We start from the raw sequence: 13,791 nt of genomic DNA, 5'->3' as shown, positions 1-13,791 counted from the left end.
TGCCGCAACCTCAGAACCGCGACGACTCCAGCTGGACGTCCGCCCATTGCCAGGCCGCGTTGAAGCGGCGGCGCGTGTTGGCGGCGGTATCGGTCTGCTTGAGCCTGGCCTGCGCCAGCGACAGGCCGTACAGCGACCAACCGTTTTCCGGGTACTTGCGCAGGTCCTCGTCGTAGACCGCCATCGCCTCCTTGGCGCGGCCGGCGTCCAGCAATGCCGCGCCCAGGTACGGGCGCACCGGCAGCGGCCAGTCGGGCGGCTCGTTGTAGTTGAGCTGATCTTCCGCCGTCGCCGCCTTGCGCAGCGCGGCGATCCCGCCCTTGCGGTCACCACGTGCCAGGGCGATCTCGCCGCGCAGCATGCTGTCGGCGACGGCCAGCACGTGGTCGGCGCGGTTGATGTCGAACAGCATCACTTTCTGCAGTGCTGGATCGCGGGCGATGGCCTGCAGCTTGAGGTATTCCCTCTGCCCCTCACCGGCCTTGCGCTGGCGCACCAGGGCCATGCCGCGCGCGAAGTGCCAGACCGCGCGCGGGTAGGGCAGCTCCGACGGCGGTTCCTGGGTGGCGAGGATCTTGTCCCACTCACCGAAACGCACCTGCGCAAACAGCGGCGCGACCACGAACTGCTGCATGAAGGCCATCGCCTCCATCTGCGCCGGGTCCACGCGCTGGGCGGTCTGGTCGGCCGCCTCCAGCGCCAGCGTGCGCGAGCCGTGCAGGGCCGCCGTCATCGCGGCGAAGTGCCAGTTGTGCGGCACGTAGCCCAGCGGATAGGCACCGTTGCTGCCACGGCACACGGCCAGGAACGCCTTGTCAGCGGAGCTGGCGGCGAAGTTGCTGAGCGTCGCGTCGTGGTAGCGGCCAACGCGGATGTAGACGTGCGCCGGCATGTGCACCAGATGACCCGATCCCGGCGCCAGCGCGGCCAGCTGGTCGGCGTAGGGTTCGGCGCGCTTGGGGTCGGTGGAGGCCTCGACGGCGTGGATGTAGTAGTGCATCGCACCGATGTGTTTGGGGTTGCGCCGCAGCACGCGCTCCAGCGTGTCGACAATGCGCGGTGTGTACTGCGTCGGCTGGCCGTCGGGCGCCCAGTACGCCCAGGGCGACAGATCCATCAGCGCCTCGGCGTACAGCACCGCCACGTCGTCGTCGTCCGGGTATTGCCGAGCCACTTCGGCCATCGCCTGCGCGTAGGCCTCGTCGAGTGGCCTGCGGTCGTCCGGCGCGGGCGTGGCGTAACGCTGCGCCAGCGCATCGATCAGCGCGCGATCGACCGGGCGCGCCCGTGCGGCGAGGTTCTTCGCGCGGGTGGCGAACATGGTCGCGTCGGCGGCCAGTTCCGGCGCCATCGGCAGGTTGATGTTGGGGCCCAGCACCAGCGCACGGCCCCAGGCGCACATGGCGCAGTTCGGGTCCAGGCGCTCGGCCTCGGCGAATGCGCGCCCGGCGGCCTCGTGGTTGAAGCCGTAGGCCAGGCGCAGGCCTTGGTCGAAATATTGCTGCGCAGCGGGCACGGGCGTGTCGATGTCGCGGTGCAGATTGCCGAAGGTCTCGAACAGCGGCGGCCCGGCCACATCGGTGCGGGTGGACGGGCCCTCGCACGAGGACAGCACGGCGCAACCGAGCAACAGCAGTGACAGCGTGAGCAGGCGGAGCATGATGAGTACCCGGGGACAGTCAAACCAGCAATAACGTGAACACGGCAGGCGACCGGTCGTGGCGCACGTCGATGGGGGCGATGTGGCACGTCCCACAGGCCAGAGCCCGCGGCAATCCGTTGCGCGTGTAACCATCGCCGGCAAATGTTGCAGTGCGGTAGGCTCGGTGGATGAATCCAGCCGCCGAGCCCGTGGAAGCCTCCGAAGAACCCCTGCGTGTGGTCGAGTTTGCCCCGACCGACGCCCTGTTGCGCGAGGACGTCAAGATCATCGGCGCGCTGGTCGGCGACATCCTCGCCGAGCAGCGCGGCCCGGAGTTCCTGGCCGAAGTCGAGCGCCTGCGCCGTGCCGCGATCGGCCACCGCGAGCGCAATGCGCCGGTGGCCGAGCTGGCCGCCGAGCTGGCCGGCACCGAGCTGGAGCATGCCGGCGACCTGGTGCGCGCGTTTGCCACCTACTTCCAGGCGGTCAACGTCGCCGAGCGCGTGCATCGCATCCGCCGCCGTCGCGACTACGAGCGCAGCGGCGCCGACGCGCAACCGGGCAGCCTGCGCGAGGTGTTCGCGGCTCTGGCCGCGCAGGGCGTGAGCCTGGAGGAACTGGCCGCATTGCTGGCGCGGTTGCGCATCGAGCCGGTGTTCACCGCGCATCCGACCGAGGCGGTGCGCCGCGCGCTGCTGGAAAAGGAACGACAGATCGTCAACTGCCTGATCGACGACATCGACCGCGGCCGCACGCCTTATGAGCGCCGCGCCGATCACGAGCGCATCCGCCTGGCCCTGACCGCGAGCTGGCAGACCGCGGAAACGCCGCCGGTGAAACCCAGCGTTGCCGACGAGTTCGAGCACGTCGGCTTCTACCTGTCGGAAGTGCTGTACCGCGTGCTGCCGGTGTTCTACGAGTTGTTCGAGGACGCGTTGCGCGGCAGCTACGGCGAGTCCGTGCCGCTGGCGAACGTGCTGGGTTTCGGCACCTGGGTCGGCGGCGACATGGACGGCAATCCGAACGTCGGCGCCGACACCATCGCGGCATCGCTGGCCGGTCAACGTGCGCTGGTGCTGGGAAAATACCGCGAAGAGGTCGCCGCGCTGGCCGAACTGCTGAGCCAGTCGAGCGAACGTGTCACGGTCAGTGATGAGGTGCGGGCACGCATCGAGGAGTACCGCTACCTGCTGCCGAACGCGGCTGCCAGCCTGCGCCCGCGTCACGCCGACATGCCCTACCGCAACCTGCTCGTGCTGATCGGCGCGCGGCTGAAGGCGACCGCCGAGGACCACGTCAACGGTTATCCGGACGCAGCCGCATTCCTGGCCGACATCAAGACGGTCGAGGACAGCCTGCGCGCGCACCAGGGCGAGCACGCAGGCGCGTTTTCGGTACAGCGGCTGCGCCGACGCATCGAGTGTTTCGGCTTCCACCTCGCCAGCCTCGACCTGCGCCAGGACTCGGGCACGCACGATGCGGCACTGGCGGAACTGCTCGGCGATCGACAATGGGAGGCGCGCAGCCGCGAGGAACGCGCCGCGCGGTTGCATGCTTTGCTGGATGGCAGCATGCCCGCGCCGAGTGTCGGCAACGGCCATGCGCGACCGACCCTGGAAGTCTTCCGCGCGGTGGCACGGCTGCGTCCGCGTTATGGCCCGCGTGCATTCGGGCCCTACATCGTCAGCATGAGCCGCAGCGCCGCCGATGCGCTGGCGGTGCTGGCACTGGCGCGCATCGCCGGTTGCATCGACGGCGAGGGCCGCGTGCCGCTCGACGTCGCGCCGCTGTTCGAGACCGTTGACGATCTCGACGCCGCGCCCGACACGCTGCGGGCACTGTTCGCCGATCCGGTCTACCGGCGGCATCTGCAGGCGCGCGGCAATCGTCAGGTGGTGATGCTCGGCTATTCCGACAGCGCCAAGGACGGTGGCATGCTCGCCTCGCGCTGGGCGCTGCATCGCACGCAGACCGCGCTGACCCGGCTGGCTGGCGAATGCGGCGTGCAGATCGCGTTCTTCCATGGCCGCGGTGGTTCGATCAGCCGCGGCGGCGGCAAGACCGAGCGCGCGGTGATCGCCGCGCCGCGCGGTTCGGTCGACGGCTACCTGCGCCTGACCGAGCAGGGCGAGGTGATCCACCGCAAGTACGGCATCCGTGCGATCGCCCTGCGCAACCTGGAGCAGACCGCCGGCGCGGTGCTGCGCGCGACGCTGCGCCCGCGCACGCCGGACCCGCGCGGCGACGGCTGGCGCGAGGTTGCCGCCGAGCTCGCCGATGACGCACGCGTGCACTACCGTGCGCTGGTGCACGAGGATGCGGATTTTCCGGCGTACTTCCGCGCCGCCACGCCCATCGACGTGATCGAGCGGCTGCGCATCGGTTCGAGGCCGAGCAAGCGCAGCGGCGATGGTGACCCTTCGGCTTCACTTCGGGCCGGCATCACCTCGTTGCGGGCGATCCCGTGGGTGTTCGCCTGGTCGCAGAACCGTGCCGGGCTGACCGCCTGGTACGGCGTCGGCACCGCGCTGGAGCGCGCGTTGCAGCGACACGGCCGCGACCTGTTGGCCGAGATGGCGCGCGACTGGCCGTTCTTCCGCACGCTGATCGACGACCTGGAGATGATGCTGGCCAAGTCCGAGCCCGGCATCTTCGAGCGCTATTCGCTGTTGTCCGGCGAGCTGCATGCACGCTTCCACCCCGGCATCGCCGCCGAGTTCGAGCGCACCCGCGACGCGGTGCTGACGATCAAGGGCAGCGACGAACTGCTGGCCGGCGACTATCGCCTGCGCCAGTCGATCCGCCTGCGCAATCCCTACGTCGACCCGATCAGCCTGCTGCAGGTCGACCTGCTGGCACGCTGGCGTACCGCCGGCCGGCCGGACGACGCGTTGCTGCAGGCCTTGGTGGCGACGGTGAACGGGATCTCGGCGGGCATCCAGAACACCGGCTGAGACACGCTACGCGTGCCAAGGCCAGGCGAAAGGGCGGATCGGGCGATCCGGGTCGCGGTGCAGCGCCATCCTGCACGCCACCGGCATGGCATTCGCCCGCTAGTGCCACGCGCCCGTTGCGCTCGACAACTAGAATTGGCGCCTGTGCATCCGCAGGAGTCCCCCCATGAAATCCCGTGCCGCCGTCGCCTTCGCCCCCGGCCAGCCCTTGCAGATCGTCGAGATCGACGTCGCTCCGCCGAAAGCCGGCGAGGTGCTGGTGAAGATCAGCCACACCGGCGTCTGCCACACCGACGCGTTCACGCTCAGCGGCGATGATCCGGAAGGCCTGTTCCCGTGCGTGCTGGGCCATGAGGGCGCCGGCGTGGTGGTCGAGGTCGGCGAGGGCGTGACCAGCGTCCAGCCGGGCGACCACGTCATCCCGCTGTACACGGCCGAGTGCGGCCAGTGCCTGTTCTGCCAGTCGGGCAAGACCAACCTGTGCGTGGCGGTGCGCGCCACCCAGGGCAAGGGCGTGATGCCGGACGGCACCAGTCGCTTCTCCTACAACGGCGAGCCGATTTACCACTACATGGGCTGCTCGACCTTCAGCGAGTACACGGTCGTGGCCGAGGTGTCGCTGGCGAAGATCAACCCGCAGGCCAACCACGAGCAGGTCTGCCTGCTCGGCTGCGGCGTCACCACCGGGATAGGGGCCGTGCACAACACCGCCAAGGTGCAGGCGGGCGATTCGGTGGCGGTGTTCGGCCTCGGCGGCATTGGCCTGGCGGTGATCCAGGGCGCGCGCCAGGCCAAGGCCGGGCGCATCATCGCCATCGACACCAACCCGAGCAAGTTCGAGTTGGCGCGGCAAATGGGGGCGACCGACTGCGTCAATCCGAAGGACTCCGACAAGCCCATCCAGCAGGTGATCGTCGAGATGACCGGCTGGGGCGTGGATCACTCGTTCGAGTGCATCGGCAACATCAACGTGATGCGTGCGGCGCTGGAGTGCGCGCACCGCGGCTGGGGCCAGTCGGTGATCATCGGCGTGGCCGGCGCCGGCCAGGAGATCAGCACGCGGCCGTTCCAGCTGGTCACCGGCCGCAAGTGGATGGGCACGGCGTTTGGCGGCGTGAAGGGCCGCACGCAACTGCCCGGCATGGTCGAGGATGCGATGCGCGGCGACATCGAGCTGGCGCCATTCGTGACCCATACGCTGCCGCTGGACGAGATCAACGACGCTTTCGACCTGATGCACGAGGGCAAGTCGATCCGTTCCGTCATCCATTACTGACCACTGTCGTCCTGAGCGAAGCGAGGGATATGCCTCCGCTTCTAAACGAAGACGACAGCAGATCCCTCGCTGCGCTCGGGATGACAAATCGGGGCAACGTATGCAACGCATCGAACAACACGCCTGCTTCGGCGGCTCGCAGCAGGTCTGGTCACACCACTCCGACACGCTCGGCTGCGAGATGCGCTTCGGCATCTACCTGCCGCCGCAGGCGGCCACGCAGAAGCTGCCGGTGTTGTATTGGCTCAGCGGCCTGACCTGCAGCGAGCAGAACTTCATCACCAAGGCCGGTGCGCAGCGCTACGCCGCCGAGCACGGCGTGATCCTGGTCGCGCCCGACACCAGCCCGCGCGGTGCCGACGTCGCCGATGCCGACGGCTACGACCTCGGCCAGGGCGCCGGCTTCTACGTCAACGCCACGCAGGCGCCGTGGGCCACGCATTACCGCATGCACGACTACGTGGTCGATGAATTGCCAGCGCTGATCGAAGCGGATTTTCCGGCGAGCGATGCGCGTGGCATCAGCGGGCATTCGATGGGCGGGCACGGCGCGTTGCTTGCCGCGCTTAAAAACCCCGGGCGTTACCGCAGCGTTTCGGCGTTCGCTCCGATCGTGGCGCCGTCACGCACGCCGTGGGGTGAGAAGGCGTTCGCTGCCTACCTGGGCGACGACCGCGATGCGTGGAAAGCATGGGATGCCAGCGAACTGGTGATCGCGGCCAGCGAGCGGTTGCCGTTGCTCATCGACCAGGGCGAGGCCGACGAATTCCTCGTCGACCGACTGCGCCCGGAGTTGCTGCAGGCGGCCTGCGCGCAGGCTGGCCACCCGCTGCAGTTGCGGATGCAGCCGGGCTACGACCACAGTTATTACTTCATCGCCAGTTTCATCGGTGAACACATCGCCTACCACGCGCAGGCATTGCACGGCTGAAGCAGGTGTTGGTTCAACCTTCGCCGGTCGAGTTTGTAGCCATTCTCCCGGCGGGGTAACAGGCATCACAGACCCGCATGTTCGCGAATGCCATCGCGTGGACGCGAAGGCGTTCAGTGCTGCGCGAGCCAATGGCTCGCAAGCGCAGCCCCTCACCCCGGAGGGAGAGGGGAATGGCAACTCAGGCGGCAGTTACGTCGCGCAGTTCCCAGGCACTGCCAGCCAGCCAGCGCAGGCGCTGCTTGAGTACCTCGCCGGAAATGCTGGAGGTCACCACCAGGTCGATGTGCAGGTCGTCCTGCTGGCCTTGCACGGTGGCATCGGGGTCGGTCGCGCCGAGCGCCGGTTCAACCGCGTCGGGGTCGTCCTGCTGCGCCTTCCAGCGTTCGAACAGCGCGCCTTCGCGCAGCGCCGCTTGCAGTTGCTCGGCGAAGCCCTCGGCGCTGACCGCCGTGAACGACAGCGTCGGGTCGCTGCCGCGGGCGCGTTGTGCGTCGGGCAGGCTGAGGTAGTAACGGGTGGCCATGCGCTGATCTCGGGTGGGAATGACTGCAGTCTAGGCGGGCCGGTATTGGCCCGCCGTGAAAGCACTGCGCCGGCACGATGCGCTGGCGCGGGTGATCACGCGTGGCATCAATCGAGATGCGCGTGCGCACCGTGGCCGTGTCCGCTTTTGGGGCAATGGCAGACCGCGGTCGGGCCGAACTCGACACCGAACGTCCGGCCATCGCGGTGCTGCTGCCAGTAGAACACCGGTGCCTTGGCCGCGCGGTTGCCGATCTCGGCCATGTCGGCGTCGACGTCGAACAAGCGGCCGTCGACCATCACGTAGCGGGTGTCGGCGGTGCTGCGGATGTTCTCCAGCGGGTTGCCGTTGAGCACCACCAGGTCGGCCTGCTTGCCAGCCTCCAGCGAACCGATCTGGCCCGACAGCCCGAGCAGGTCGGCGCCGTCGATGGTGGCCGCGCGCAGCGCCTCGAAGTTGCTGAAGCCGCCCTGGGTGAGCATCCAGATTTCCCAGTTCGGCGACAGGCCCTGCAACTGGCCGTGGCCGCCGACCTGGATCTTGATGCCGGCGTCACGCAGCTTCTTGGCCGATTTGGCGACCTCGACGTGCCAGTAGTCCCAGTCCGGCGCGGTCTCGCGGCGGATGCTGCGCGCGTCCAGCGTCTCGCGCGGGAAGAAGCGGTTGAGCTTCTTGTCCTCCCAGACGTTGTCGCGCGCGTACCACCAGTACTCGCCGGACAGGCCGCCATAGCTGACCACCAGCGTCGGCGTGTTGCGCACGTCGGTCTGTCGCCACAGCTCGACCACATCCTTGTACAGCGGCGCGACCGGGATGTTGTGCTCGATGCTGGTGACGCCGTCGAGCACCATGGTCATGTTGTGGTGGAAGGTGCTGCCGCCTTCCTCGACCACCAGCATGCCCAGCTCGCGCGCAGCGGTGTTGATCTGCTGGCGCTGCTCGCGGCGCGGCTGGTTGTAGCTCTTCACCGAAAACGCGCCGTTGGCCTTCATCCGGCGCAGGTGGCTGCGCGCGTCGTCGAGCGAGTTGACCACCGCCTTGAAGTCGCCGTCGGCGCCGTACAGGATCGTGCCGGTGGAGAAGATGCGCGGGCCGACCATGCGCCCGGATTTCTGCAGCTCGGCCTCGGAGAACACGAACTCGGTCGTCGCCGACGGGTCGTGCATCGTGGTCACGCCGAAGGCGAGATTGGTGTAGTACGCCCAGTTCTGCTGCGGCACCACGCCCTGGCCGAAATGCGCGGCGTGCGCGTGCACGTCGATGTAGCCAGGCACGATCGTCTTGCCACCGGCGTCGATCACGCGCGCGCCGGCGGGAATGGCCACGTTCGCGCCGACCGCCTCGATGGTGTCGCCGCGCACCAGCACGGTGCCGTCCTCGATCACTTCCTGCGTACGCTCGGCATCGCGCATGGTGACGACGCGGGCGTGGGTGAAGGCGACGACGTCGCGGGGCGCATCCACCGCAACGCTCAGGCCGACGGCGATGCCGCCGTTGGCGGTCGGCTTGGGCAACTCTTCCGGTGCGCCGGGCAGGAAGGCGAAGCTCTGGCTCAGGTCGCGCGAGAAGTAGCGGTCACCGACCATCCAGTGCAGCGACTTCGAGTCGGCCGCCCAGTGCAGGTAGCTGCCGACATCGGCGCTGACCTGGGTGACCGGCAGCGCCTTGCTGTCCTTGCCCAACTCGATTGCCTTGCCGGTGCTCGCCATCGGTGCGACATAGGCGTTGAACAGCTCGGTGAAGGCCACCCACTTGCCGTCCGGCGACACGGTTACCGAGTCGACGTACTTGAGGTCGAACACCTCGCGCGCGTCCTCGCCGTTGAGGCCGACCGACATCAGTTTCTTCTTGAGGCCGCCGCCGGTGAGATAGAGCACGCGCTTGCCGTCGGCGCTGAACTGCGGCGTCTCGCCTTCAAGCGCCACGCGCACGGCCTTGCCGCCGTCGGCTGGCATCACGTAGATGCCCTTGTCGCCGGCCCACAATGAGCCGGTCAGGCTGCCGCCGCCGGACTTGCTGTAGACGATGCGGCGTCCGTCCGGCGAGAAGCGCGGGCCGTAGTAGAAGCCCTTCTCCTGCGTGAGGCGCTTGCCGGCCCCGCCGCCGCCGGCATCGCGCACGTAGATCGCGCCGAGACCGGCGTCGGACCAGGTGGTGTAGAGCAGCTTGTGCCCATCCGGGCTGAAGCTGGGCTGGTACTCGTGCACGCCGTCGTTGGACATCAGGCGTTCGGGCCGGCCGTCGGGCAGGCGCTTGCGCCAGAGCTGGCCGATGGCGTGGAAGACCAGCGTGCGGCCGTCGGCGGAGGTGGCGACGTCGCGGATCATCTTCGGCGCGAACGTGCCTTCGTCGATCTGCTGCGTGAAGCGCAGCGGCGCGGTGACGGTCTGCTCGACCTCGGCGTTGAAGGCGATATGGGTTTGCTTGCCGCTGGCGATGTCGACCCGCCACAGCTTGCCCTGCGCCCAGATCACCACGGACTTCGAGTCCGGCGTCCAGTCGAAGTTGGCGTACGGGCCGAAGATCGCCCACGCCTCCTGCTGGTCGTGCGACAGGCCGTCCCACACCGGCCGCACCTGGCCACTGGCGAGGTCGAGCACGTGCAGCACCGACTTCTCGAGCACGCGTTTGACGAAGGCCAGCGACTTGCCGTCGGGCGACGGCTGCGGCCGCACCGCGCCGCCGGGCGTGCTGACCAGCGTTTCGATGCGCCCGCTGTCGCGGTCGAGGCGCTTGATCGCGTAGATCACGTCGTGCGGGTTCTTGTTGTACTCGAACTGCGGCCCACCGGTGACGTCCTCGGAGAAGTACACGTGGCGGCCGTCCGGCGACACGGCGGGTTCGCCGAGGTCCTGCTGGTCGTTCTTCTGCTTGGTCAGCTGCAGGCCGCCGCCGCCGCCGATGTGGTACAGCCACAGCTCGCCCGCGCCCAGCGAGCGCTCGCCGGTGAAGTGCTTGCGGCCGACGAGGTACTGGCCGTCGGGCGTCCACGCCGGGTTGTTGAGCAGGCGGAAGTCTTCCTTCGTCACCTGCGTGGCGTGGCTGCCGTCCGCACGGATGCGCCAGAAGTTGTTGCCGCCGCCGCGGTCGGAGGTGAACGCCAGCTCGCGGCCGTCGGGCGACCAGCGCGGCTGCACGTCCCAGGCCGGGCCGCTGGTCACGCGCTGCGCGCGGCCGCCACCGATCGGCAGCCGGTACAGGTCACCGAGCAGCGAGAAGGCGATCTCGCGCCCGTCCGGCGAGACATCGACGTCCATCCAGGTGCCTTCGTCGGTATCAAAACGCACGCTCTTGGTTTCACCGTGCGGTGCGCTGACGTCCCACTTCTTCTCGTCCTTGGCGTCCTCGCCGGGCTTGCTGCGGCCCTTGGCGGTCTGCGTCGAGGCCTTGGCCGGATCGGTGCCGGCGGGATCGAGCGCGTCCTGCTCGAGCTGCGCGGCGTCCTTGTCGGGTGCGGGCGACGGCGGTGGTTGCTGGGCGGCGACAGGGAAGGACAGTGCGCTGGCGAGCGCGACGGCGAGCAGACGGCGGGTCGGGTTCATGCAAGGGCCATGCGGACGGACAAAGTCCGCAGCCTAGCGTGATGGGGGCCGCGCGGCTGTAGGCGGAAAGTCCTGTTTGCGGAGTTGGGTGGCAGCCTGATCTTGCTGAGCCTCTCTTTGGAGCAACTGCGAGTGCTTCCGTCCGCCTGCAGCGGCCGGGTTACTTTCTCTTGCTGGCCCAAGAGAAAGTAACCAAAGAGAAGGGCTTTCCTCGACAGGGCAAACCTAAGGCTTCATTACTACAGGGATTTTTCGACTCGCCATCCATGGCTCGGTCGAAAAACGCCGCACATCCATGTGCGGCGCCCTTCGGGTCTGGAGATGGGACTGGCACGCCGATGCCCTATATCAAGCAGAAGCCAAGGAATGACGGTTTTGGTCTTAGCTTTTGAACAGCCGATCAGCTTCTAGACCCGAAGGGCGGCGTGCATGGATGCACGCCGTTTTCCGACCGAGCCATGGATGGCGAGTCGGAAAATCCCCTCAGTCGCTCCGATCGTGGGGCTGATTTGTCGAGGAAGGCCGTTTCTTTGGGTTACTTTTCTTTGGGCCAGCAAAGAAAAGTGACCCGGCCGCGACAACGGACGGAAGCTCTTGCTATAGATCCATTGCAGCGACAAAGCAAAGTCCCTGGATCTTCGATCTCCGGCCATCGTGCATAGCGCCGATAGCGCTCAGCGCCGCGCGAACCAATGGTTCGCAAGCAGCGGTGCTTCGCCCCCGCCTTCGCGGGAATGACGAGCAGGAGCGAATAGCTCACGGTTTTCAAACCATGTTTGCGACTGCCCGTTAACCGTGGAACTTCTGCCCCTCGGCCGCAAACCCCACCACCACCGCGCCCTTGCCGACGTTGACCATGCCGGTCAGGCTCATCACGCTCTCGAACAGCTCGATGTTGTTGTTCGCACAGGCCACGCGCAGGTGCTCGTAGCCGGGAAGGGTGTGCAGGGTCTCCAGCTCGCCGCCGTAGCTCACGCACAGGGTCGGGGTCAGCAACTCGCCGGCCTTGATGCGTTGGGTGGCGTGGGCGAACAGTTTTTCCACGGCCGGATCGAAGCCCTTGATCTTGGCGACCGGCCCGGTCTCGCCGCGGTTGCAGTGCAGCACCGGCTTGATGTCCAGCGCGCTGCCAAGCGCGGCACTGAGCAGGCTGACGCTGCGGTCGCCCTTGGTGCGGGCGCGGTTGCGCAGGTAGTACAGGTCCGGCGGCACCAGGTAGCCCTGGGTGTGCAGGGCCAGGTGCTCCAGCCGCGCGCGGATCTTCGGCGCGCCTTCGCCGGCGGCGCGCAGGCGCACCGCCTCGACCGCGGCAATGCCCTGCGCGGCGAACAGGTTCTGCGTGTCGATCACGCGCAGCGCGAACGGCGTCTGGTTGCCGGCGGCGACGCGCGCGGTCTTGTAGTCGCTGAGGATGGCGAAGCTGGCCTGCTGCGCATTGTCGAAGATCGGACTGCGCGTCTTGGTGATGGTCATGCAGAACACGTAGTCGTAGTCGATGACCAGCCGGCTCAGGAACAGGTCCTGGATCTGCTGCACCGTGTACGGCATGGTCTCGGCCTCGTGGCCGCGTTCGGCGACGTGGGCATGCAGGAATTCGAGCGTGGCCTGCTCGTTACGGTGGTCGGCCAGCACGGCCTCGCCAATGCGGACGGTGATCGGCAGCACGGTGACCTCGTGTTGCTGCAGATAGTCCAAAGGCAGGTCGCAAGCCGAGTCGACGACGAGTCCGATGCGCATGGTCCCCCTCCGGATGCGGCGCTGGCGATCGAAGTGTGACCGGCAGCATACCTTTTCCGCGACGGCGTGCGAGTCCCGCCGTGCGCCGGCTCAGCGGCGGCGCTGCAGGCCGACCGGCAACTGGCCGACGCGCTGCATTTCGGCCTCGCTCAGCAGGGCCGGGTCGCGCAGTGCGGCGAGGGCGAAGTCGTGGGCATCGTTGCCCCAGAACAACTGGTCCGCCAGGGCCAGGGTCGGCACGCCGTAGACGCCGGCGGCGATCGCGGCATCGGTGTTGCGGCGCAATTCGGCCTTGGTGGCGTCGCTGTCCAAGGCTTCGGCGGCGACGTCGAGCGCGGCCAGCAGCGGTGCCAGTGCTTCGATGCTGTCGCCGGCGCGGCCCTGCGCCCAGATCCAGTCGAACACCGAGTCCACCGCCTCCGGCGTGGTGCCGGCGGCCAGGCTCAGCCGCAGCGCCGGCAGCGGGTTGAACGGGTGCGCCGGCGGAAAGCGCAGCGGCACGCCTTCCTGCCGCGCCAGCCACAGCACGTGGCGGTAGGTGAATTCGCGCTTGCCCGGAATCTCGGCCGGTCCCTTCTGCCCGCAGGCGTCGAGCACCGCGGCGAACACGATCGGCACCAGTTGCACCCGGCGCTCGCGCAGCAGCGGCTTGAGCTTCTGCCACTGCAGGTACGAGAACGGCGAAATGAAGTCGAAGTACCAGGTGAGGGCCGCGCCGCTCATGCTGGCCTCAGTGCCAGGCGCCGAGGATCAGCCCGTACAGGCTGAACTGCGCGATGTGGTAGCCGGCGTCGATCATCCACAGCTTGATGCTGCGCTGGGCGAAGGCGTAGTTGATGCCGAAGCTCATCGCCACGAAGAACACGCCGACCACGAAGCCGGCGCCGAAACCGTCCGCGGCGCTGGCCTTGGGGCCGAGGAAGAGAGCGAACACCAGCGCCGCCAGCAGGCTGCAGACGAACGCGGTGACGAAGATCCGCGCCGGGTGCCGTGGCGCCGTATTGGGGTCGATGCCGGCCTCGCGGCACCAGGCGTTCTTGAACAGCGGGCCGTACCAGAGTCCGCCGAGCACGAAGGCGGAGACGGCGGCGGCGATCACCGCGATCCAGTTGACGTCGATCGAAGGCAGGGTCATCACGAGGCTCCGAGGTGGATGGAAACGGACGGCCCGTCTCCACGACGG

At 68.1% G+C, this 13,791-nt stretch carries 9 protein-coding genes; 3 read left to right on the top strand and 6 right to left on the bottom strand.

The window, feature by feature from the left end; genetic code table 11:
• Positions 1-10: 10 nt before the first annotated feature.
• On the bottom strand, positions 11-1,660 hold the full coding sequence (locus tag ACFOLC_RS05640; protein WP_386758254.1) for a hypothetical protein: 1,650 nt from the start codon (positions 1,658-1,660) through the stop codon (positions 11-13).
• A gap of 170 nt (positions 1,661-1,830) precedes the next feature.
• Between ACFOLC_RS05640 and ppc the strand changes: the two genes are divergently transcribed.
• The 3 genes from ppc to fghA all read left to right on the top strand — a co-directional run bounded on the left by ppc (position 1,831) and on the right by fghA (position 6,803).
• Positions 1,831-4,596 carry a phosphoenolpyruvate carboxylase gene (gene ppc, locus ACFOLC_RS05635; protein ID WP_386758253.1) on the top strand — a complete coding sequence of 922 codons (2,766 nt, stop codon included), beginning with the start codon at positions 1,831-1,833 and terminating at the stop codon, positions 4,594-4,596.
• A 166-nt stretch (positions 4,597-4,762) separates the two neighbouring features.
• On the top strand, positions 4,763-5,872 hold the full coding sequence (locus ACFOLC_RS05630; RefSeq protein ID WP_386758252.1) for an S-(hydroxymethyl)glutathione dehydrogenase/class III alcohol dehydrogenase: 1,110 nt from the start codon (positions 4,763-4,765) through the stop codon (positions 5,870-5,872).
• Positions 5,873-5,972: 100 nt separating this feature from the next.
• Positions 5,973-6,803 carry an S-formylglutathione hydrolase gene (fghA, locus tag ACFOLC_RS05625; protein ID WP_386758251.1) on the top strand — a complete coding sequence of 277 codons (831 nt, stop codon included), beginning with the start codon at positions 5,973-5,975 and terminating at the stop codon, positions 6,801-6,803.
• Positions 6,804-6,984: 181 nt separating this feature from the next.
• On the opposite strand, the gene ACFOLC_RS05620 is transcribed toward fghA, so the two are convergent.
• From ACFOLC_RS05620 to ACFOLC_RS05600, 5 genes are all read right to left on the bottom strand, one after another.
• Entirely contained in the window at positions 6,985-7,329 is a 345-nt protein-coding gene (locus ACFOLC_RS05620; protein ID WP_386758250.1) for a hypothetical protein, read from the bottom strand.
• A gap of 107 nt (positions 7,330-7,436) precedes the next feature.
• A complete protein-coding gene (locus ACFOLC_RS05615; RefSeq protein WP_386758249.1) occupies positions 7,437-10,871 on the bottom strand; it encodes an amidohydrolase family protein in 3,435 nt (1,144 codons plus the stop codon).
• 789 nt (positions 10,872-11,660) lie between these two features.
• Positions 11,661-12,608, bottom strand: a complete 948-nt coding sequence (locus tag ACFOLC_RS05610; RefSeq protein ID WP_386758248.1) for a DegV family protein — start codon at positions 12,606-12,608, stop codon at positions 11,661-11,663.
• Positions 12,609-12,698: 90 nt separating this feature from the next.
• Complete coding sequence (locus ACFOLC_RS05605) at positions 12,699-13,331, bottom strand: 2-hydroxychromene-2-carboxylate isomerase (protein ID WP_386758247.1); 633 nt, start codon at positions 13,329-13,331, stop codon at positions 12,699-12,701.
• Positions 13,332-13,338: 7 nt separating this feature from the next.
• Positions 13,339-13,743: a DUF1761 domain-containing protein gene (locus ACFOLC_RS05600; protein WP_386758246.1), complete on the bottom strand. Its 405-nt coding sequence runs from the start codon at positions 13,741-13,743 to the stop codon at positions 13,339-13,341.
• Between the last annotated feature and the right edge of the window lie 48 nt (positions 13,744-13,791).

Source organism: Lysobacter cavernae, from assembly GCF_042648505.1.
Classification (GTDB): domain Bacteria; phylum Pseudomonadota; class Gammaproteobacteria; order Xanthomonadales; family Xanthomonadaceae; genus Lysobacter_L; species Lysobacter_L cavernae.
This window is presented reverse-complemented; position numbering and strand designations above follow the sequence as displayed.